General features: G+C 60.9%; 16 protein-coding genes. 9 read left to right on the top strand and 7 right to left on the bottom strand.

Annotated elements, in window-relative coordinates; all coding sequences use genetic code 11:
• Positions 1-61: 61 nt before the first annotated feature.
• The 4 genes from AC0IXS_RS23130 to AC0IXS_RS23115 form a co-directional block, all read right to left on the bottom strand.
• A complete protein-coding gene (locus tag AC0IXS_RS23130) occupies positions 62-1,279 on the bottom strand; it encodes an HlyD/EmrA/EmrK family protein (protein WP_043302821.1) in 1,218 nt (405 codons plus the stop codon).
• 75 nt (positions 1,280-1,354) lie between these two features.
• Entirely contained in the window at positions 1,355-1,840 is a 486-nt protein-coding gene (locus AC0IXS_RS23125; RefSeq protein ID WP_057408000.1) for a MarR family winged helix-turn-helix transcriptional regulator, read from the bottom strand.
• A gap of 158 nt (positions 1,841-1,998) precedes the next feature.
• On the bottom strand, positions 1,999-2,610 hold the full coding sequence (locus AC0IXS_RS23120) for a MiaE family protein (protein ID WP_122667570.1): 612 nt from the start codon (positions 2,608-2,610) through the stop codon (positions 1,999-2,001).
• Between the two features lie 82 nt (positions 2,611-2,692).
• Positions 2,693-3,163 carry a DUF1289 domain-containing protein gene (locus AC0IXS_RS23115; protein ID WP_004883872.1) on the bottom strand — a complete coding sequence of 157 codons (471 nt, stop codon included), beginning with the start codon at positions 3,161-3,163 and terminating at the stop codon, positions 2,693-2,695.
• Between the two features lie 401 nt (positions 3,164-3,564).
• On the opposite strand from AC0IXS_RS23115, the gene acnB reads away from it, so the two are divergent.
• Entirely contained in the window at positions 3,565-6,165 is a 2,601-nt protein-coding gene (gene acnB / locus AC0IXS_RS23110; protein ID WP_004883871.1) for a bifunctional aconitate hydratase 2/2-methylisocitrate dehydratase, read from the top strand.
• Between the two features lie 81 nt (positions 6,166-6,246).
• Here the strand turns inward: acnB and AC0IXS_RS23105 are convergent, their stop codons facing one another.
• The 3 genes from AC0IXS_RS23105 to AC0IXS_RS23095 all read right to left on the bottom strand — a co-directional run bounded on the left by AC0IXS_RS23105 (position 6,247) and on the right by AC0IXS_RS23095 (position 12,193).
• Positions 6,247-6,564 carry a hypothetical protein gene (locus tag AC0IXS_RS23105; RefSeq protein ID WP_057408001.1) on the bottom strand — a complete coding sequence of 106 codons (318 nt, stop codon included), beginning with the start codon at positions 6,562-6,564 and terminating at the stop codon, positions 6,247-6,249.
• A gap of 77 nt (positions 6,565-6,641) precedes the next feature.
• Complete coding sequence (locus AC0IXS_RS23100; RefSeq protein WP_057408002.1) at positions 6,642-7,187, bottom strand: DsbA family protein; 546 nt, start codon at positions 7,185-7,187, stop codon at positions 6,642-6,644.
• 149 nt (positions 7,188-7,336) lie between these two features.
• Positions 7,337-12,193: an NAD-glutamate dehydrogenase gene (locus tag AC0IXS_RS23095; protein ID WP_122438144.1), complete on the bottom strand. Its 4,857-nt coding sequence runs from the start codon at positions 12,191-12,193 to the stop codon at positions 7,337-7,339.
• Between the two features lie 382 nt (positions 12,194-12,575).
• Here AC0IXS_RS23095 and AC0IXS_RS23090 point away from each other — a divergent pair, with 382 nt between their 5' ends.
• The 8 genes from AC0IXS_RS23090 to AC0IXS_RS23055 all read left to right on the top strand — a co-directional run bounded on the left by AC0IXS_RS23090 (position 12,576) and on the right by AC0IXS_RS23055 (position 21,096).
• Positions 12,576-12,935: a hypothetical protein gene (locus AC0IXS_RS23090; protein ID WP_004883866.1), complete on the top strand. Its 360-nt coding sequence runs from the start codon at positions 12,576-12,578 to the stop codon at positions 12,933-12,935.
• 37 nt (positions 12,936-12,972) lie between these two features.
• Positions 12,973-13,722 (top strand): amidohydrolase family protein, encoded by a 750-nt coding sequence (locus AC0IXS_RS23085; RefSeq protein WP_122667571.1) that lies wholly within the window; start codon positions 12,973-12,975, stop codon positions 13,720-13,722.
• A 553-nt stretch (positions 13,723-14,275) separates the two neighbouring features.
• The gene (locus AC0IXS_RS23080; RefSeq protein ID WP_004883864.1) at positions 14,276-15,235 is read left to right on the top strand and encodes an AAA family ATPase; all 960 of its coding nucleotides are present in this window, start codon (positions 14,276-14,278) and stop codon (positions 15,233-15,235) included.
• Positions 15,236-15,239: 4 nt separating this feature from the next.
• Complete coding sequence (locus AC0IXS_RS23075) at positions 15,240-16,184, top strand: DUF58 domain-containing protein (protein WP_004883863.1); 945 nt, start codon at positions 15,240-15,242, stop codon at positions 16,182-16,184.
• Positions 16,181-16,675 (top strand): DUF4381 domain-containing protein, encoded by a 495-nt coding sequence (locus AC0IXS_RS23070; RefSeq protein WP_025994351.1) that lies wholly within the window; start codon positions 16,181-16,183, stop codon positions 16,673-16,675. The genes AC0IXS_RS23075 and AC0IXS_RS23070 overlap by 4 nt, the downstream gene beginning before the upstream one ends.
• Positions 16,668-17,726, top strand: a complete 1,059-nt coding sequence (locus tag AC0IXS_RS23065; protein WP_122689423.1) for a vWA domain-containing protein — start codon at positions 16,668-16,670, stop codon at positions 17,724-17,726. The genes AC0IXS_RS23070 and AC0IXS_RS23065 overlap by 8 nt, the downstream gene beginning before the upstream one ends.
• Positions 17,723-19,441 (top strand): vWA domain-containing protein, encoded by a 1,719-nt coding sequence (locus AC0IXS_RS23060; RefSeq protein WP_471825769.1) that lies wholly within the window; start codon positions 17,723-17,725, stop codon positions 19,439-19,441. The genes AC0IXS_RS23065 and AC0IXS_RS23060 overlap by 4 nt, the downstream gene beginning before the upstream one ends.
• A complete protein-coding gene (locus tag AC0IXS_RS23055) occupies positions 19,438-21,096 on the top strand; it encodes a BatD family protein (protein WP_122614046.1) in 1,659 nt (552 codons plus the stop codon). Before AC0IXS_RS23060 ends, AC0IXS_RS23055 begins: the two co-directional genes overlap by 4 nt.
• Positions 21,097-21,121 lie beyond the last annotated feature (25 nt).

The following is a 21,121-nucleotide window of genomic DNA, read 5'->3' as shown; positions in this document are numbered from 1 at the left end:
CGAATCCCTGAAAACGTGGGCGACACCCCGGCCGAAAGACCGGGACAGGCGGATGGGCGGATCAGCGCTGGGCGGTCTTGCTTTTGTCGCTGGCGGCGCTGTTTTCATGGATCAGGCGCGCGATCAAGGCATCGGCATCAGCCAGCTGTTCGGTGTAGACCTGGGTAGTGAATGCAGCCTGCTTCGGAGGCTGCTGCGCCAGAATCGGACCACTCTGGTCGTGCAGATTGACTTCAACGGTGGTCGACAGACCAATGCGCAGCGGGTGTTGCGCCAGTTCCTCAGGGTTGATGTGGACGCGGACCGGCACACGCTGGACGATCTTGATCCAGTTGCCGGTCGCGTTCTGGGCTGGCAACAGCGCGAACGCGCTGCCGGTCCCCGCGCCCAGGCTGTCGATGGTGCCGCTGTACTTCACGTCGCTGCCATACAGGTCGGAGCTGATTTCCACCGGCTGACCGATACGCATCTTGCCCAGCTGGGTTTCCTTGAAGTTGGCATCGATCCACAGCTGATCCAGTGGAATCACCGCCATGGTCGCGGTACCAGGCTGAACGCGCTGGCCCAGTTGCACGCTGCGCTTGGCAACGTAACCGGTCACCGGTGCGACCAGAGTGGTCCGCGCATTGGCGAGATAGGCCTGACGCAACTGCGCAGCCGCCGCCTTCACGTCCGGATGGGAAGACACTACGGTGTCATCAACCAGCGCCACACTGGTGCTCAACTGTTGCTGGATGTTGTTCAAGGCACTTTGTGCGCTGGTCAGTTGGTCCCGGGCATGGGACAGCTCTTCCTGGGAGATTGCGCCACCGGCCGCCAGACTGCGACGACGGCTGTAGTTATCCTGAGCCGTCTGCACCGCCGCACGTTGCGCGGCCAGTTGAGCCTTCATGCCATCGACGTTGCTGTACAGGCCGCGAACCTGACGCACGACCTTGCCCAGATTGGCTTCGGCGCTCTGCAGCCCGACTTCGGCATCGCTTGGATCGAAACGCAGCAGCACCTGTCCTTCGCGGACCAGATCACCGTCGTCTGCGGCAATGCTGATGACCGTGCCGGTGACCAGCGGCGTGATTTCCACCACATTGCCACTTACGTAGGCGTCATCGGTCTCTTCGCTCCATTGACCATACAACTCATACCAGCCCCAGATCGCCAGTCCACAGAGAACGACGATGATGGCGAGACCGGCCAGCAGGAATTTGCGCTTGCCGGATTTCGGGGCGTTTGGCTGTTTCTGTTCAGGGGCAGACGTGTTTTCAGCGGCGGCAGTGGCCATGGCAATTACCTTCAAGTAGGCAGAACGGCTGAGATCCGGCCAGACCGGCCGCCCTCAACTTCGGGCTATTCGTATTTATTTGCCTTTGGCGTTGAAGCTCAGGCGAGTCAGGGCGATATGGTCGTCGGCGGCGACCAGCACCTTGGTCAGAATCCGGCGCAGCACTTCCACTTCCTCAGCGTCGAGGGCTGCGAAGGTGTCGTTCATGGCATCGGCACCGATCTGCGGCAGCAGGTCGGATAGCGCTTGTCCCTGAGACGTCAGGGCGACACGCACCTGACGACGATCGGTTTCCGAACGGGTGCGCACGATCAGTCCCTTCTGTTCCAGGCGGTCCAGCATGCGAGTCATCGAACCGCTGTCCAGCGACAGGTGCCGACACAATTCCACCGGCGTATCCGTCGAAAACTGGGCAATGATGATCAGCACCTTGAACTGCGCGAACGTGACGTCGTACGGCAGCAGGTACTTGTCCAGCATGCGGTCTTTCAGCGCGTTGGTACGGCCGACCAGCAGCCCGATCAGGCTGGAATCAAAGTTTTCAGGACTGAAATGTTTCAAGGAATCACCCGGAAAGCTGCTTAGGCAGTGATTACAAAATATTACTGCCTAGACAGCTATTGTCAAAGTATTTGTTAGCTTGCTTACTAAAAAGGCATAAAAAAACGACCGCTGGTAAGGCGGTCGTTTTTTGTCGCTGGCCGAAATGGCGCGCCAGATCAGGCGGCGACAGGTACGCCACTGTGAAAACGAAATTCCTCGTCAGGGCTTTCGATCAGCTCGCGCTCGGCCAGACGAATCTCTTCGATCTTGGCGTCCACGTCTGCCTTTTCGCCATAGGTGTAAGCCAGCTTCAGGTAGTCCTGAAAATGCCGCGCTTCTGACTTGAGCAGACTGCCGTAGAACTTGGCCAGGTCCTCATCCAGGTGCGGCACCAACGCGGCGAAACGCTCACAGGAACGGGCTTCGACGATGGCACCCACCACCAGCGCATCGGTCAGGCGGTAGGGGTTGTGATTACGCACCAGCTTGCGCAATGCGCCGGCATAACGCGCCGAGCTGATGTTGGCCATCGGAATCTGGCGCTTGCGGATGATGCTGATCACTTGTTCGAAATGACGCAGTTCTTCACGGGCCAGGCGCGACATCTTGGCCAGCAGGTCGAACTTGTCGTTGTACTGGAACATGAACTGGAACGCCGCCCCTGCCGCCTTCTTCTCGTTGTTCGCGTGGTCGATCAACAGGATGTCGAGGTTGCGCAATGCAGCCTGAACCCAGCTGTCGGGCGTACGGCAAAGCAGAAAGGCTTCGATTTCAGGGATCGGGTACATAGGCTCACACATGGCGCAGAGGCAAAGCGCGGCATTATACGAGGGCTATCGACGTCCCGCGAGACAAAAGCGCGGCGGCGGATCAGGCGCCGAAGGCATCCTTGAGAAAGCCCGGCGCTATATAACGCTGGTAATGCGCCTCGGAGAGCAGAAAGAACTCGCGGTCGATCGCATCACGTAACTCAGGCAGCGACCAATTGCGAAATTCGGGTAACAACACGAAACCGTAGGCTTCCACCTGACTGATGACCCGCGCACCGCGAGCGATCAATTGATAGGCCCAGCAATATTCGGACTGGTGCGGCACGAAGCGAATCTTGCGCTGGACAAGCTGCAGCCGCAGTTTGTCGGCATCGAAGATTTCGAGCTTGGCGGTCATGACCTGAACCAGCAACTGCTCCAGACGCAACCAGACGGCTCTTTTTTCGTCTTCGTTGTAACCGTTCCAGTGGATGACTTCATGGTGGAAGCGTTTGCAGCCACGGCACACCAAATCCCCGTAAACAGTGGAGCAAAGGCCGACGCAGGGTGTTTTGATGATGTGATCAGGCATGGCTGGCGGGGCTTGGGCAGGCGAAACAAGGGCCCATATTAGTCCTTTGTCTAAGCACTTTCACCCCCGAACATGTAGGGGCTAACTTACCTTTAGTTCAGATTTGCCGTAGAATCAGCGAGCCTTTTAAGGCGCCAATGTCCGTTGGAAGCTGTTTTCAAAGCGTCACGAGCACAGTCAAGTTAATCCCGCAGTGCGGCGTCGACAGGCCATCCCCTCATCACGGATGGCCGTGTCGACCGCCTCTCCTCCCCGTCCTGCAGGCGTAAAACTTTGAAAACAGCTTCTGTTAGGAATTGCCGACACCCTGCCAACAAGGCTCCAAAGTCTTGCGTGGGTACGGACAATTTCTGGATGAGCGTCCCGGACACCCATTTGGGACCACTGATGAGGGTAATACTGTGCTTGAAGCCTACCGTAAACACATCGAAGAGCGTGCCGCCCAGGGTATCGTGCCCCAGCCGCTTAACGCCGAACAAACCGCAGGCCTTATTGAGCTGCTGAAAAATCCCCCGGCTGGCGAAGAAGCTTTCCTTGTCGATCTGATCACCAATCGCGTTCCACCAGGCGTTGACGAGGCTGCCTACGTCAAGGCCGGTTTCCTGTCTGCCCTGGCCAAGGGCGAAGCCACTTCTCCCCTGATCGACAAAAAACGTGCAACCGAACTGCTGGGCACCATGCAGGGCGGCTACAACATCGTCACGCTGGTTGACCTGCTCGACGACGCCACGCTGGCGCCGGTCGCTGCCGAACAGCTCAAGCACACGCTGCTGATGTTCGACGCCTTCCACGACGTGGCCGAGAAAGCCAAGAGCGGCAACGCTCACGCCAAGGCGGTCGTTCAGTCCTGGGCTGATGGCGAGTGGTTCAAGAAGCGCCCGACGCTGGCCGACAAGATCAGCCTGCGCGTCTTCAAGGTCACCGGCGAAACCAACACCGACGACCTGTCGCCAGCGCCTGATGCCTGGTCGCGTCCAGACATCCCGCTGCACGCTCTGGCCATGTTGAAAATGGCCCGTGAAGGCATCGTTCCGGACGTACAGGGCTCCATCGGTCCGATGAAGCAGATCGAAGAGATGCGCGGCCAGGGCTTCCCTATCGCCTACGTCGGTGACGTGGTCGGTACCGGCTCCTCGCGTAAATCGGCGACCAACTCGGTGCTGTGGTTCTTCGGCGACGACGTTCCTTACGTGCCGAACAAGCGCGCAGGCGGTTTCTGCTTCGGCAGCAAGATCGCTCCGATCTTCTACAACACCATGGAAGATGCGGGCGCCCTGCCGATCGAGTTCGATGTCTCGAACATCAACATGGGCGATGTGATCGACGTTTACCCGTACGCTGGCAAAGTCTGCAAGCACGACAGCGACGAAGTCATCACCACCTTCGAAATGAAGACCCCGGTGCTGTTGGACGAAGTCCGCGCCGGTGGCCGTATCCCGCTGATCATCGGTCGTGGCCTGACCAGCAAGGCACGCGCCGAGCTGGGCCTGCCAGCCTTCGACCTGTTCAAGACGCCTGACCAGCCAGCCGAAAGCACCAAGGGTTTCACCCTGGCGCAGAAGATGGTCGGCAAGGCGTGCGGCGTGGAAGGTATCCGTCCGGGCACCTACTGCGAACCGAAAATGACCACCGTCGGCTCCCAGGATACCACTGGCCCGATGACACGCGACGAGCTGAAAGACCTGGCGTGCCTGGGCTTCTCGACCGATCTGGTCATGCAGTCCTTCTGCCACACCGCGGCCTATCCGAAGCCGATCGACGTCAAGACGCACCACACGCTGCCTGACTTCATCATGACCCGTGGCGGCGTTTCCCTGCGTCCGGGCGACGGTATCATCCACAGCTGGCTGAACCGCATGCTGCTGCCGGACACCGTCGGCACCGGTGGTGACTCTCACACCCGCTTCCCGATCGGTATCTCCTTCCCGGCCGGCTCCGGTCTGGTTGCGTTTGCTGCCGCCACTGGCGTCATGCCGCTGGACATGCCTGAGTCGATCCTGGTTCGCTTCAAGGGCAAGATGCAGCCTGGCATCACCCTGCGCGACCTGGTTCACGCCATTCCTTACTACGCAATTCAGGCTGGCCTGCTGACCGTAGAGAAGAAAGGCAAGAAGAACGCGTTCTCCGGTCGCATCCTGGAAATCGAAGGCCTGGACAACCTGAGCATCGAGCAGGCTTTCGAGCTGTCCGACGCTTCGGCCGAACGTTCGGCTGCCGGTTGCACCATCAAGCTGGCCAAAGAGCCGATCATCGAATACCTGAACTCGAACATCACGCTGCTGCGCTGGATGATCGAACAGGGTTACGGTGATCCGCGCACCCTGGAGCGTCGTGCTCAGGCGATGGAAGCCTGGGTTGCCAACCCAGAGCTGCTGGAAGCCGACAAGGACGCCGAGTACGCTGAAATCATCGAGATCGACCTGGCCGACGTCAAAGAGCCTGTGCTCTGCGCGCCGAACGACCCGGACGATGCCCGCCTGCTGTCTTCGGTACAGGGCGAGAAGATCGACGAAGTGTTCATCGGCTCCTGCATGACCAACATCGGCCACTTCCGCGCTGCGGGCAAGTTGCTGGATCAGGTCAAGGGCCAGCTGCCGACACGCCTGTGGCTGTCGCCGCCGACCAAGATGGATGCGCATCAGCTGACCGAAGAAGGCTACTACGGCATCTACGGCAAGGCTGGCGCGCGCATGGAAATGCCGGGCTGCTCGCTGTGCATGGGTAACCAGGCACGCGTAGAGCCGAACTCGACAGTGGTATCGACGTCGACCCGTAACTTCCCGAACCGTCTGGGTGACGGCGCGAACGTCTACCTGGCCTCGGCCGAGCTGGCGTCCGTCGCATCGATCCTGGGTCGCCTGCCGACCGTCGAGGAGTACATGGGCTACGCGCAACAGATCGACACCATGGCAGCGGACGTGTACCGCTACCTGAGCTTCGATCAGATCGCCGAGTTCCGTGAAGCCGCAGCGAACGCCAACATCCCGGTCGTTCAAGCGTAACAGCGAAACACAGCGTTGAAAGAACCCCGCCTTGTGCGGGGTTTTTTTATGACTGGAACGTCGATCATTTCACCAAGGGGACTACAACACCCTCTCTACCGAAAACACCCACCGACTGAATGGCCTGACATAGACAAGATTGATGAAGTCAAAAAGAACCCAGCCTCGCGTCCTGACCTTGAAAGCCTGCAGATTGCCGCAGGGCATCACTTCCATGCCTTTAGTCATCGTGTCAAAACCCATTTGCAGAAGTCCTGCCCTGTCAGGAAGCACCAGCACTTCGGTTGTCCCGGTTGCCACCTGCCCGACGAGCCTTGCATCAAAGAAAATCGAAAGCGGCAAGCAAGCCCCGTAGGCGCTTTTGAAAAGACCTTTCTCTCTGTGGACTGATATATCCATGTCGTCCCTGCTGTACTGAATAAATATCTAGCGGGTTTCCTATGGAAGACGCTAGCTCAGAAACAGATAGTTTGATTTCAGCTCAACTGAAGCTGCGAAAGCCACTGCTCCATCGCATCACCACTGCTCATTGCAGGCTGCACCAGACCGTCGACCATAAAGGTCGGGGACACATGGATGCCGTTCTGGCGGGCGTATTTGCAGTGCCATTTGATGACGTGCTCAAGCTCGGGCTGCGCGAACGCTTCGACCAGTTGGACGCCGCTGTAACCTTCCAGCCGGGCAATGATGTCGTTCGGTGTGGCGTCGAGATTGGGTCCGCTGGCGTGGTGCTCGAATTCGAATTCGGCGCGATGCGCAGCAACGGCTGCCATCACGGCCTTGGCCGTATTCTTGCCGCCTTCAAGGGTCGAAGCGGCCAGGATGCAGCGCACGATGACGCCGGAAAACATGTGCCACGGCTGGGACTGGAGACGAATTTTGATCGTGAGGCGGTCCTCGCCAGCCTGTTCCAGCAGCTTGTCGAGCTTGCGAAAAGCCTTGACCGAAAACGGGCACGTGGGCTCAAGGAATACTTCAAGAATGCGAGGGCCGTGGCCCCATGTGAGTGCGTCTGCCTGCATGTTTGCTCTCCCGTGAAATGGATGATGGGGTATTGACCCCACTGTTCGTGTAAATGCTCAGACCCGTAATGAGCAACGTACCTTCAAAGCAAAAAACCCCACATCTCTCGATGCGGGGTTTTTAGTCTGCTTACAGCCCGGTCAAACCATCACACCGTGATGGCTTGTCCGCTCATGGCCAAGTCCAGCAACTCGCGGTTGGCGACGGCGTACATGGCGTAGTCGGTGCCGCTGGCGGCACGCAGTTCGACCAGCATGGCGCGCCAGCGCTCGACCATGAGGGCGTGCTGTTCCAGCCACAGCGCAAGACGCTCTTCCACGTCCGATGGACCATCCGGCATCTGCAGGACCGATACGGTGATCGCCCGCTGTTGCCAGTCGATGTCGTCACGGAACGCTTCGCGGGCCAGGGCCTGCCAGTTGTTTTCCACCGGCAGGCTGCTGATCTGCTGCAGGTACCAGGTTACGTCCAGCGCACTGCCTACGGCGAAGTACACCTTGGCCACGTCGGCAGCGTTCTGCCCGGTGACGTCGGAGGCTTCGATGATCGGCAGCAGCGTGTACAGGTGCGTAGTGCCCGCCACCATGCGCGCCAGCAACTCGGGCACACCGGCTTCGACATAGGCCTGATAACGCGCCTGCCAGACTTCACGGGTCGGACCTTCCAGCAGCTCGTCGAGCTTGAGACCCAGCGCGGCGATGTGCGGACCGAAGTGCGCCACGTCACGACCGGCATCCAGTTCGTTGCGACGGCTGCGCAGGAACCAGCGTGTGGCACGACGGCCCAGACGCATCAGCTCATCCATCAGCGACAGCTGGATTTCTGCCGACACCTTGTAGTCCAGCGCCTCGATCTGACGGAACCAGTGCGGGAGGTGGAAGATATCACGCACGATCACGTAGGCACCGGCCACGTTGGCAGCGCTCATGCCGGTCGACTCTTTGAGTCGCTGCACGAACGTGATACCCATGTGGTTGACCAGATCGTTGGCGATCTGGGTGCTGACGATTTCGCGCTTCAGACGGTGACCGCGCATGGCCACGGAGAACTTGGCGCTCAGCGATGGCGGGAACGCGGTTTCCATGTCACGTGCCAGGTAGTCGTCATCCGGAACACGGGATTCCAGCAACGCTTCCTTGAGGTCGATCTTGCTGTAGGAGATCAGCACCGACAGCTCGGCACGGCTCAGGCCATGACCGGCCGACACACGCTCGACGATCTGGTCTTCGGCCGGCAGGAACTCGATGGCACGGTCCAGCTTGCCACGGGCTTCCAGGTCGTTCATCAGACGCTTGTATTCAGCGATGCGGTCGTAGGCACGGCGAGCGGCCAGCGACAGTGCCTGCGTCTGCTTGTAGTTGTTGCCCAGCACCAGGTGGCCGACTTCGTCGGTCATGCTTTCAAGCAGCTGGTTGCGCTGCTTCTCGGTCATGTCGCCAGCCTGCACCACTTCGTTGAGCAGGATCTTGATGTTCACTTCGTGGTCGGAGCAGTCCACGCCACCGGCGTTGTCGATGAAGTCGGTGTTGGTCGCGCCGCCATTGAGGCCGAACTCGACACGGCCCAGTTGGGTCATGCCCAGGTTGCCGCCCTCGCCCACCACCTTGCAGCGCAGCTCGTTGCCGTCGACACGCAGCGCGTCGTTGGCCTTGTCGCCGACATCCGCATGGGACTCTTCGCTGGACTTCACGTACGTACCGATGCCGCCGTTCCACAACAGGTCCACTGGCGCCTTGAGCAGCGCGTGCAGCAGCTCGGTCGGGGTCAGCTTGTCGGCCTTGATGTCAAAGCGTGCCTTCATCTGTTCGGTGATGGCGATGCTCTTGGCGCTGCGCGGGAAAATACCGCCGCCCGCAGACATGATGCTGGTGTCGTAGTCGGTCCAGGCCGAACGCGGCAGGTCGAACAGACGCTGACGTTCGACGAAGCTGGTGGCCGGGTCCGGATTCGGGTCGATAAAGATGTGCAGGTGGTTGAAGGCTGCGACCAGTTGCAACTTGTCGGACATCAACAGGCCGTTACCGAATACGTCACCGGCCATGTCGCCGATGCCGATCACGCTGATGCTGTCCTGCTGAACGTTGATATCACGCTCACGGAAGTGACGCTGCACGCCGACCCAGGCACCCTTGGCAGTGATACCCATCTTCTTGTGGTCGTAACCGGCCGAACCGCCGGACGCAAACGCGTCGCCCAGCCAGAAGCCATAGTCGATGGCAATACCGTTGGCGATGTCGGAGAAGGTCGCGGTGCCTTTGTCGGCAGCAACGACCAGGTACGGATCGTCGTCATCGTGGCGAACCACGTTGACCGGCGGCACCAGCACGCCTTCCTTGAGGTTGTCGGTGATGTCCAGCAGACCCGAGATGAAGATGCGATAGCAGGCGATTGCCTCAGCCTGCACTTCGTCGCGGTTGCCGGTGGTCGGCAGACGGCGCGGCACGAAACCGCCCTTGGCACCGACCGGCACGATAACCGAGTTCTTCACCTGCTGGGCTTTTACCAGGCCCAGCACTTCGGTACGGAAGTCTTCTTCACGATCCGACCAGCGCAGGCCGCCGCGCGCCACGTTGCCGAAACGCAGGTGCACGCCTTCGACGCGTGGCGAATAAACGAAAATCTCGAACTTGGGCACCGGCTTCGGCAGTTCGGGAATCAGACGCGGGTTGAACTTGAAGCTGAAGTAGCTCTTGTTCTGGCCGTTGGCATCTGTCTGGTAGAAGTTGGTCCGCAGGGTCGCCTTGATCAGGTCCAGGTAACGACGCAGGATGCGGTCTTCGTTGAGCACCTGAACGTCGTCCAGCGCGGTCAGGATGGCCTGTTCCAGACGCAGTTGCTTGTCGTCCAGATCGTCCGAACCCAGTTTGCGCGCCAGATAGAAACGGGTCTTGAACAGACGCGTCAGCTCGCGGGCGATATCCGTGTGGTTGTTCAACGTGCTGGCGATGTAGCCCAGGTCGAAGCCCAGACGAATCTGCTTCAGGTAACGGGCATAGGCACGCAGCAGCGCCACGTCGCGCCATGGCAGACCGGCAGTCAGCACCAGACGGTTGAACGCATCATTCTCGGCGTCGCCGCTGACGATGTGCACGAAAGCGTCCTGCAGCGTGTCGTTGAGCTGCTGAATATCGAGGTTCAGGCCTTCGCCGTAGGTAAAGGCGAAGTCGTGAATCCAGAATTCGCGACCGTTGGCGTGGTGCAGGCGGTACGGGAATTCACCCAGCACACGCAGGCCGAGGTTCTCCAGAATCGGCAGCACGTCGGACAGCGCCAGCGGCGTGTCGGCGTGGTAAAGCTTGCAGTGCAGTTGCTGACGACCACCGGCCAGTGGCTGGTAGAAGCTCATCACCAACGGATTGCTTTCGCTGAGGCTCAGCACATGCTGCATGTCGACCACGGCCGAATGCGCTGCGAAACGCTCGCGGTAGCCTGCAGGGAAGCCTTTCGGGAAGTCGGCCAGCACGTTGGTGCCATGGGCTTCGCCGAAGCTTTCGACCACGAGACTGGCGTAGTCGTCCTTCCAGGAACGGCAGGCCTGAATGACCTCGTTTTCCAGCTGGGCGACGTCGATTTCCAGATTGACCTTCGGGTCTACGCGTAGAATCAGCTGCACGCGGGCCAGCACGGATTCGGAGAAGAACGTCCAGAATTCGCAATCGCTGGCTTTCAGGCGATCCATCAGCACCTGCTGGATCTTCTGTCGCACCTCGGTGGAGTACACATCACGCGGTACGTAGGCCAGGCAGTAGCAGAAACGGCCGTACGGGTCCTTGCGCAGGAACACGCGAATCTTGTTGCGCTCCTGGATCTGCACGATGGACATGACGGTGGTGAACAGTTCGTCCACCGGCGTCTGGAACAGATCGTCGCGGGGCAGCACTTCGACCACCTGCGCCAGTTCCTTGCCCAGGTGCGCCTTGGCATCGAAACCGGAACGACGCTCGACTTCCGCGACCTTGCGACGGATGTAAGGAATCTGCCTGACACTCTCGCCGTACACCGACGAGGTGTAGAGGCCCATGAAGCGGCATTCCTTGATGACCTTGCCCGACGCGTCGATCTGACGGATCGAGACGAAGTCAGGATAGGCCGGACGATGCACGCGGCTTGGCACGGCAGCCTTGGCGAATGACAGCAGCATCGGCTCTTGCAGGTATTTCACTGCGTAGTCTTCGATGTGCAGTTCTTCGCGGCTCAGGCCCGGACGCAGCAGTTTGGTCAGGCCCAGGAACGAGGATTCGTCGTAGATGAGTTGCCCGCCATCGGCGTCGTTGCTGACCTGGAATTCTTCATAGCCCAGAAAGGTGAAATGGTTATCCACCAGCCATTCAAGGAAAACCTTGATCTCGGCCTTTTCTTCGACGTCTGTGTTGGATTCGTTGGCGTCGATGCTGACAAGCAGGTCACGCAGGCGCGCCTTCATCGGCTCGAAATCTTCGACAGCGGCGCGGACTTCGCCGAGCACCTGCTCCAGCTCGCGGGCCAGCACGTTCAACTCGCTGGCGTTGGCGCAGCGGTCGATCTCCAGGTACATCAGCGATTCCTGCAACACGTCGTCGCCGGTCGTGCCTTTTGGCAGCAGTTCGAGCAACTGGCCATTCGGGCCGCGTCGCACGCTCAGGACGGTGGTTTGCAGGGTGTGGATGCTGTAACCGCGACGGTTCAGCTCGGTGCGTACGGAATCGACGAGAAACGGAAGGTCATGATGCAGCACTTCGACGGCGCTGTGGGTCGACTGCCATCCGTGACGCTCGTAATCGGGGTTGTAGACGCGGACCTGAGGATGGGCGTGTTCGAAACGCTCGAGCAGGCGCCAGGCGGACAGTGTGCAGCCCGCGAGGTCGGACAGTCGACGCTGTGTGAGTTCATCCAGTGAAATGATGCCGAAGAACTGTTCAGCGAACAGCGCCACTTGTGGCAGTGCCTGCTCGCTGATGTGCTGAGCCAGTGCCGATTGCAGTTGATGCTGGAAATCGGACTTGCTGGCTGCGGTGAAGAACGCCATCTGTGGTACTCCGCTTTGGCTTTTATTGGGGAGGCTTGAAGAAGGTGTTGTGATCCGGGTGTACCGGCGTCCGGTTGAATGGACACCACCTGATCGAGTGTAAAGCTAAAGTACTAACGCCTGTCGTGTCAGGGTAGTCACATTTGAATGTCGCAGTGCATGTCATGAAAAAAAGAAGCAGGAAGCCTGAGGGCTTCGTGCGCGCACGTCTTTGGTGCAGCTTAACGACAGCGGACCGGACACTACTTACGAGGCTGCGACATATTCGGTCATCGCCTAGCCGGTCAACCGGTACGAAAGTGCCAATCAATGGCCGACAAAATGTCTCGGGGACTGGCAAAATCCGTCCTGCCCGCCCACTTTCGAATACCGGAACCCGACCATGCTCATCAAGACTGCCAGCCTTATCGTCAATCCCTGCGACGACGAATACGACAACATGGCGCTGCTCTGCTGCCACAGCGAGAACGGCGAGTTGTTCTCGCTGAGTCGTTTTCCCGATGAAAACGAAGTGGAAATCACCGTTCGCGACGACAGGACGCATACGGTCTCGACGCTGAAAGTGACCTTCAGTGCCGAACGCCTGCTGCTGGAAATCGATCCTGCGGACGGCAAGCAACTGGACGGCCATGAGCGTTACGAAATCCTGCACAGCACCTCCGCAGGCGAACTGCACGAAGTCGAGGAAACCCTGCAGATCATTCTGAAAGACGTGGGCAGCTATGTAAGCGAACTCGCCTGATCACATCTACTGCCGTTCGGACCACAAGGAGCCCGTCATGCCCGCCATTTTCGACGCCCACTGCCACATCATCGACCCCGGTTATCCGCTTCAGGCCAACAATGGTTTCCTGCCGGAGCCGTTCCGGATGAGCGACTATCTGGCGCAGGTCGAACCCTTGGGTGTCAGGGGTGGTGCCGTGGTTTCGGGCTCGTTTCAAGGCTTTGATCAGACTTACCTGCTGGCCGCACTGAAACGGCTGGGACCGAATTTCGCAGGCGTGACTCAGTTACCGTCCAGTGTCACGGATGCAGAGCTGGAAATGCTCAACGCGTCTGGCGTACGGGCCCTGCGTTTCAATCTGAAGCGGGGCGGGTCTGAACAGCTCGATCAACTGGAAGCCCTGGCACTAAGGGTTCACGATCTGGTCGGCTGGCATTCGGAGCTGTATATCGACTCACGCGAGTTGGCCGACATCGAAACCCGCCTGCTCAGGCTGCCTGCCGTGAGCATCGATCATCTGGGGCTGAGTGCCGAAGGTCTGCCTGTGTTGTTGCGTCTGGCCGAGCATGGCGTGCGGATCAAGGCCTGCGGCTTCGGGCGGGTCGACTTTGCTGTGCCAGCGGTTTTGAAGGACATCCACGCAGCCAACCCCGACGCCCTGATGTTCGGCACCGACCTGCCCTCCACTCGCGCACCCCGGCCGTTCGAACCGGGTGATATCGATCTGGTAGTGGACGCGCTGGGTGAGGCGGCTGCGCAAAACGTGTTGTGGGGCAATGCTGCGGCGTTTTATCGGGTGTCCTGAGTGATGCGATTTTTCAGGCTCTGCATCAGCGCCTGAACCGACGTCATCGCGGGCAAGCCCTCACTTATCAGACACTCTGTAATTTGCTGAAATGCACGCACGCCTGCTTCTGCCCGAAAGGCGTAGGAGCTCTCGGAGGTTACGACGGCAGCGATGGGCTGCGCAGCGGCCCCGGGTTGCATCTGACACGCCGCGTGTGCAGTTTGCTGCCGGTTCCTGGCAGATCGCGGGCAAGCGCGCTCCTACAGTGCGGTGTCTGCGCGAAAGCGCTACGCCGAAGGACCAGTGAGGCCTCCCACAGTCATTTGTCAGCTGCAAGTCTGCGGCCGGTCAGACATGAGGCAATTACTGTTGAAAGTAGCCCTCGCCTGTAACTTCCTACAAAGAGCAGACAAAACATGTAGGACAATTCTCATCTAAACGTATGAACCATCTCTAAACTTCATAAAAAACCCTAGAGTCGTTAGTCGATACCCGCCCGAATGAATTAAAGTATCGCCCCCAGCCTGACGTCGCTCGACGCGGCTGATTACCCTGCCAGGAACAGTCACCGATGGAACATCGTGAGGCGCTGATTGCGCTGCGAACATTTCTTTCAACGCAAATCCTCGGCCAGGAAAAGCTGATCGAACGCCTGCTCATCGCCTTGCTTGCCGACGGCCACATGCTCGTCGAAGGCGCTCCGGGTCTTGCCAAGACCAAAGCCATCAAGGAACTGGCAGAAGGCATCGAAGCACAGTTTCATCGCATTCAATTCACCCCCGACCTGTTGCCTGCCGACATTACCGGCACCGAAATCTATCGCCCGGAAACTGGCAGTTTCGTGTTCCAGCAAGGCCCGATCTTCCACAACCTGGTGTTGGCGGACGAAATCAACCGGGCGCCAGCCAAAGTCCAGTCCGCGCTGCTTGAAGCCATGGCCGAGCGTCAGGTCAGTGTCGGGCGCAGCACCTATGATCTTTCGCCGCTGTTTCTGGTCATGGCAACCCAGAACCCTATCGAGCAGGAAGGCACCTATCCCCTGCCCGAAGCACAGCTCGATCGCTTCCTGATGCACGTCAAGATCGGCTTTCCGGATGCTGCTGTCGAACGCAAGATCCTGCAGCAGGCCCGCGGCGAAGCGCTGAACGGCGAAACCAAGCCGGAGCGGCGCGTCAGCCAGCAGGCGATCTTCGCGGCGCGCAAGGAAATCCTAGGTCTGTACATGGCCGACGCCGTTGAGGAATACCTGGTGCAACTGGTCATGGCCACTCGCACCCCAGCCAAGTTCGATCAGGAACTGGCCGAATGGATCGCCTACGGCGCCAGCCCGCGTGGCTCGATCTCGCTGGACCGCTGCGCACGAGCCCACGCCTGGCTGGCGGGACGCGACTTCGTCAGCCCCGAGGACATTCAGGCGGTGCTGTTCGACGTGCTGCGCCACCGCATCATCCTGTCGTTCGAGGCCGAAGCTGCGGGCATCGATCAGGACCGCGTGATTCAGCGGATCCTCGACGTCGTGGCCGTCGCCTGACCCCATGCAACCCTACCTGATCCCACAACCGGGCATTCGCGTCACGCTCAGCGAGCTGATCGAGATGCGTCATCGCGTGCGGGAAGTGCAGCTGTTTTCCACGCCGAGCCAGCGCAGCCCGCTGATCGGCCTGCACCACTCCAAGCTGCGTGGCCGAGGGGTGGATTTCGATCAGGTCCGGGTCTATCAGGCAGGCGACGATGTGCGCAGCATCGACTGGCGAGTGACCGCACGCACGCAGGAGCCGCACACCAAACTGTTCCACGAAGAGCGCGAGCGGCCGATTTTCATTCTGGTGGAACAGAGCCGTCGCCTGTTCTTCGGCTCCGGACAGATGTTCAAGTCGGTACTGGCTGCACAGGCCGCGGCGCTGATCGGCTGGGCCGCACTGGAACACAATGACCGGGTGGGCGGGCTGGTGTTCGGCGACAACGAGCATTACGAGATCAAACCCCGGCGCAGCAAACAGAGCCTCTTACAGCTGCTCAACCGGCTGGTGCGGGTCAATCAGTCGTTGCACACCGAAATCCCCGCCGACCGTGATGCGTTCGGCACCGCCCTGCGGCGTGCCCGTGAAGTGCTGCGCCCCGGCAGTCTGGTGATCGTGCTGTGTGATGAGCGCGCCCTTTCCGATGCCGCAGAGCAGCAACTCACCCTGCTGGCGCGCCACAGCGACCTGTTGCTGCTGCCGCTGTCCGACCCGCTGGACCGCGCGCTGCCTGCAGCCGGGCTGCTGCGATTTGCCGAGCGCGGTGCGCAACTGGAACTCGACACCCTTGACCCCGAACTGCGTCGGGCCTATCGCGTTCAGGGCGAAGAACGCTCGGCGCGCTGGGAACTGCTGGCCCAGAAACTGCGCGTGCTGCTGATGCCGTTGAGCACCCAGTTCGAACTGGTCGAGCAATTGCGTGAATACCTCAACGCACAGCGTCCGGTGAAGCGCAAATGAATCCACTGGATCAGTTGCAACCCCTGATCGCCCCTGAAGCCATCGGCTTCTGGCCTCCTGCGCCGGGCTGGTGGCTGCTGTTGCTGTTGATTCCCGCGCTGGGCTGGGGCATCTGGCGGCTGCGCACGCTGTTGCCGGTCAAGGTCAGCAAAAGCCGCAGCGAGCAGCCGCTTGACCCCGTGCGGGTCGCGGCGCTGGCGGAACTGGCCAGCCTGCCCAAACCCTATGACGGCGCCCCCGCCGGAGCCTGGCTGCAACAGATCAACGGCCTGCTCAAACGCCTGTGCCGCAACCACTATCCACACAGCCAGAGCCACACCCTCAACGGTCGTAAATGGCTGGCGTTTCTCGATAACCGCTGCCCGGCCGCAGGCCTGACGCGCTGGATGATCCTTGTTGAAGGTGCCTACAAACCCGAATGCAAACTCGATGACAAGGCCATCAGCGGCCTGACCCAGGCCGTCGATATCTGGATTCGCAAACATGTTTGAGTTCGTCTGGCCCTGGGTCTTCGCCCTGCTGCCGCTGCCCTGGCTGATGCGCTTCGTGTTGCCGATGGCCGACAGCGGCGAAGCCGCGCTCAAGGTCAGCTTCCTCAACGAACTCGAAGGTTTGAGCGGTCGGCGCGCCAAGGCCAACCTGCCTGCGTGGCGACAGCGCTCGCCGTTCCTGCTCATCTGGCTGTTTCTGCTGATCGCCGCCGCCCGCCCGCAATGGCTGGGTGAGCCGCTTCCCGTGGCTGCCAGCGGCCGCGACCTGCTGGTGGCCGTGGACGTTTCCGGTTCCATGGATTACCCGGACATGCAATGGCAGAGCGACGAAGTCAGCCGACTGGTGCTAGTTCAGCATCTGCTGGGCGATTTTCTCGAGGGCCGTCAGGGTGATCGAGTCGGCCTGATCCTGTTCGGCAGCCAGGCCTTCGTTCAGGCCCCGCTGACGTTCGACCGCCGCACGGTGCGTATCTGGCTGGACGAGGCGAAAATCGGCATCGCGGGCAAAAACACAGCCATCGGCGACGCCATCGGTCTTGCGCTCAAACGCCTGCGCCTGCGTCCGGCCAATAGCCGCGTTCTGGTGCTGGTCACCGATGGCGCCAACAACGGCGGGCAGATCGACCCGATCACGGCGGCACGGCTGGCAGCAAACGAAGGCGTTCGGATCTACACCATCGGCATCGGCTCCGATCCCGACAAAAGCGGCATCCAGGGACTGCTGGGCCTGAACCCGAGCCTGGACCTGGATGAGCCTACGCTCAAGGACATTGCCAGCCTCAGCGGCGGCCAATACTTCCGCGCCCGCGATGGCGAGCAACTGGAAAAGATCCGCGCCACCCTCGACTCGCTCGAACCTGTCGCCCAGCAACCCACCCAGGCCCGCCCGGCGCAAGTGCTGTACCAGTGGCCATTGTCATTGGCGCTGCTGATGAGCGTGTTGCTGGTGATCCGCAGCCTGTGGCCCAACAACGCCATGCAGCGGACGCTTGTTCGCCTGCGCGCTTTCGGCTGGCGTGAGCGCGTCGAACGTCTGTGGAGGTCGCGATGATCGCCTCCCTCTGGCCGCACTGGTTCCGTCCATGGTGGCTGCTGATCGTGCCCTTGCTGGCGCTGTTGATCTGGCAACTCTGGCATCGGCAGAAACGCGCCGGACGCTGGCAGATCATCCTGCCCGCCGCCTTTCATGCCGTGTTGCTGAACGGCAGTCGCGGCAGCAACAGCAAACTGCCGTGGGTGGTGCTGGCGCTGGCCTGGCTGCTGGCGCTGGCCGCGCTGCTTGGTCCCAGCTGGCAACGTGTCGAGCAGATCAGCCAGAAACCGGTCGACCCGTTGGTGGTGGTGCTGGAACTCACCCCGCAGATGCTCGCCACCGACATCGCCCCGACACGTCTGGAACAGGCGCGACGCAAACTGCTCGATCTGTTGCAACTGCGCAGCGACTCACAGACCGCCATCGTGGTCTACGCGGGCAGCGCCCACACGCTGGTGCCGCTGTCCGACGATCTGGTGACCAGCCATAACCTGCTGGAGGCGATCAGGCCGTCGATCATACCGGTCCCGGGCCAGCGTGCCGATCTGGCGGTCGTCAAGGCGCTGAACCTGCTCAAGCAGGGTGCGCTGGGCCAGGGCAGGATTCTGCTGATCGGCTCGTCCTTGAGTGAACAGGAGCGCGACGGCATCCGTCAGGCCCTGCGCGGTCAGTCGCCGCCCTTGTTGATACTGGGTATTGGAACCGCCGAAGGTGCTCCAGTGACTCAGGAAAACGGCAGCCTGCTCAAGGACGATCAGGGCGCGATCATGGTGCCGCGTCTGGACAGCACCAGCCTCAATGACTTTGCCGAGCAGGTCGGCGGCAGCTACCGTCAGGCGCGGGCTGATGAAGAGGACCTGCGCAGCCTTGGCCTGCTCGCCAGCCCGCAACGCCTGCGCAGCGACGGTCAGATCGTGCAGCTCGACACCTGGGCCGATCAGGGTCACTGGTTTCTGCTGCCGCTGCTGTTGATCGCCGCCTGTGCAGGTCGCCGCGGCTGGCTGTTCTGCCTGCCGCTGCTGTTCATGTTTCCTCAGAACAGTCAGGCGTTCGAATTTCAGGACCTGTGGCTGCGCCCGGATCAGCAGGGTCAGCGTCTGCTGGAAGAGCGCCGGCCGGCAGAAGCCGCACAACGCTTTGAAGACCCACAGTGGAAAGGTATCGCCTTCTACGAAGCCGGGGATTACGCCAGCGCAGCGCAACGCTTTGCTGAAGGAAACACAGCCGCCGATCATTACAACCGTGGCAATGCGCTGGCCCGCAGTGGCGAACTGGAAGCGGCGCTGGACGCCTATGAACAGGCGCTCGAACGGCAGCCGGACTTCCCCGCAGCAGTGAACAACCGTGCACTGGTTCAGAATCTTCTGGATCAGGCCAATACGGCTCAACCCGAACAGGACAAACCGGAAAAACCCGAGCAGGATGAAGCAGGCCAGAATGGCACGCAGGATCAGACCAGCAGCCATTCGCCCTCTGAACAGGACACTGCCCGGCCAAGTGAGGACGACGGCAGCGAAAGCCTGCCTCCGGACACGTCCGGCCTGCAGTCTTCCGGCCCGTCGGCAGACGATGAACAGACCACTCGCCCGCCCCTGCAGCCTGCCGACCGTCCCGTCACCAGCGAACGACGTCAGGAACTGGAGCAGTGGCTGAGACAGATTCCGGACGATCCGGGCGAACTGCTGCGGCGCAAATTCCGCTACGAACAGCAACATCAGGAAAAGACCCGATGAGTCGCGCGTACCCCTTATTGACCGGCCTGCTGCTGAGCCTGTCTGTCCTGTCGTCACACGCGGCCGAACTGACGGCCAGCGTCGACCGCACACGGCTGAACGCCGGGGAAACCTTCGAGCTGACGCTGGAAACCGACGACGTCACGCAATTCGGCAAGCCCGACCTGACCGTGCTGGACAGTGACTTCGAGGTGCGCGACACCCGCCAGGTCAACCGACTGACGACCCTGGGCACCAACAATCAGGCGACCACGCGCTGGATCGTCACCCTGCTGCCACGGCAAACCGGCAGCGTGACGATTCCTCCCCTGCAACTGGGCGACCTGAAAAGCCAGCCACTGACTCTGCAAGTGATTCAGAACGAAGCCAGGGAGCAGGATCGGCAACTGGCGCCGGTGTTCATCGAGGCGACGCTTGATCAGGACAGCGTCTACGTTCAGGCTCAGGTCGTGCTGACCCTGCGCATCTACCACTCGGTGCAGTTGTTCGACGACAGCAGCCTAAGCCCGCTTCAGGTGCCGGATGCCCGCATCGAGAAGCTGGGCGATTCGCGTACCTACGAAAAGCTGATCAACAGCGTGCGCCACGGGGTCATCGAGATGCGCTATGCGCTCTATCCCCAGCACAGCGGAGTCTTGACCATTCCGCCTCAGGTGTTCAGCGCGACGCAAGTGCAGCCTCAGGCCAGCAGTGCAGCGAATCAGGACGCCAATCCGTTTGGCCCGCAACCGGGCAAGGTGATGCGCGTCAGTTCCGCCGAGATCCCGCTGAACGTCAGAGCAGTGCCTGCGGACTATCCGACTCAGGTGCCATGGCTCCCGGCCCGCACCGTCAGCCTTGAAGAGAGCTGGAGCCCGGAACCGGGCAAGACTCAGGTCGGCGATTCACTGACACGCACCCTCATTCTCAAGGCCGAAGGTCTGGCCGGTGCGCAATTGCCGCCCTTGCCTGCCACCGAAGTACCCGGCCTGCGCCGTTATCCGGACCAGCCGCAACTGCGCAACCTGCCCAGCGAGCGAGGGCTGATCGGCACCCGCGAAGAACGCGAAGCGCTGGTGCCCACCCGTGCCGGCGCGATTGATCTGCCTGCGGTGGAAGTCACCTGGTGGAACACCCGCGAAGACCACCTGGAGCACACAAGCCTGCCCGCCCGAACCTTGCAGATCAGCGGCAACCCCGGACTGGGCGTTGATACACCGGTCAGCAACGACATGAGTGGCCTGACCGTCATCGGCCCACCGGTCTGGCCGTGGCAAATGAGCACGCTGTTCTTTGCCTTCACCACCTTGCTGGCCTGCCTGCTCTGGTGGCGCGCGCGCGGCCAGCCGGCAATCGCCAAAACCGTGCAGGCAGGACCCAGCCCGCGTACTGTGCTGGACGACCTCAAGCGCGCCTGTCTGGCCAACGACCCGCAGGCCACGCGCCAGGCCCTGGATGCCTGGGCGCGCCAGCAACCGGAAACCCTGGCCGACATGGCGGCCCGTTTCGTGCCGCTGTCCGATGCACTGGATGGCCTGAACGGCGCACTCTACAGTGAGACCGGTAAACTCTGGCTGGGCGAGGACCTGTGGCGTGCGATCCGCACCCTGCCCGCCGCCGAACACATTCAGGACCCGGCAGGCGATGCCGGGTTGCCGCCGCTGTATCCCAAGTGAGGATGCAGCCGGCCACCCCTTTGAT

It is taken from the genome of Pseudomonas sp. AC016, from assembly GCF_979253365.1.
This window is presented reverse-complemented; position numbering and strand designations above follow the sequence as displayed.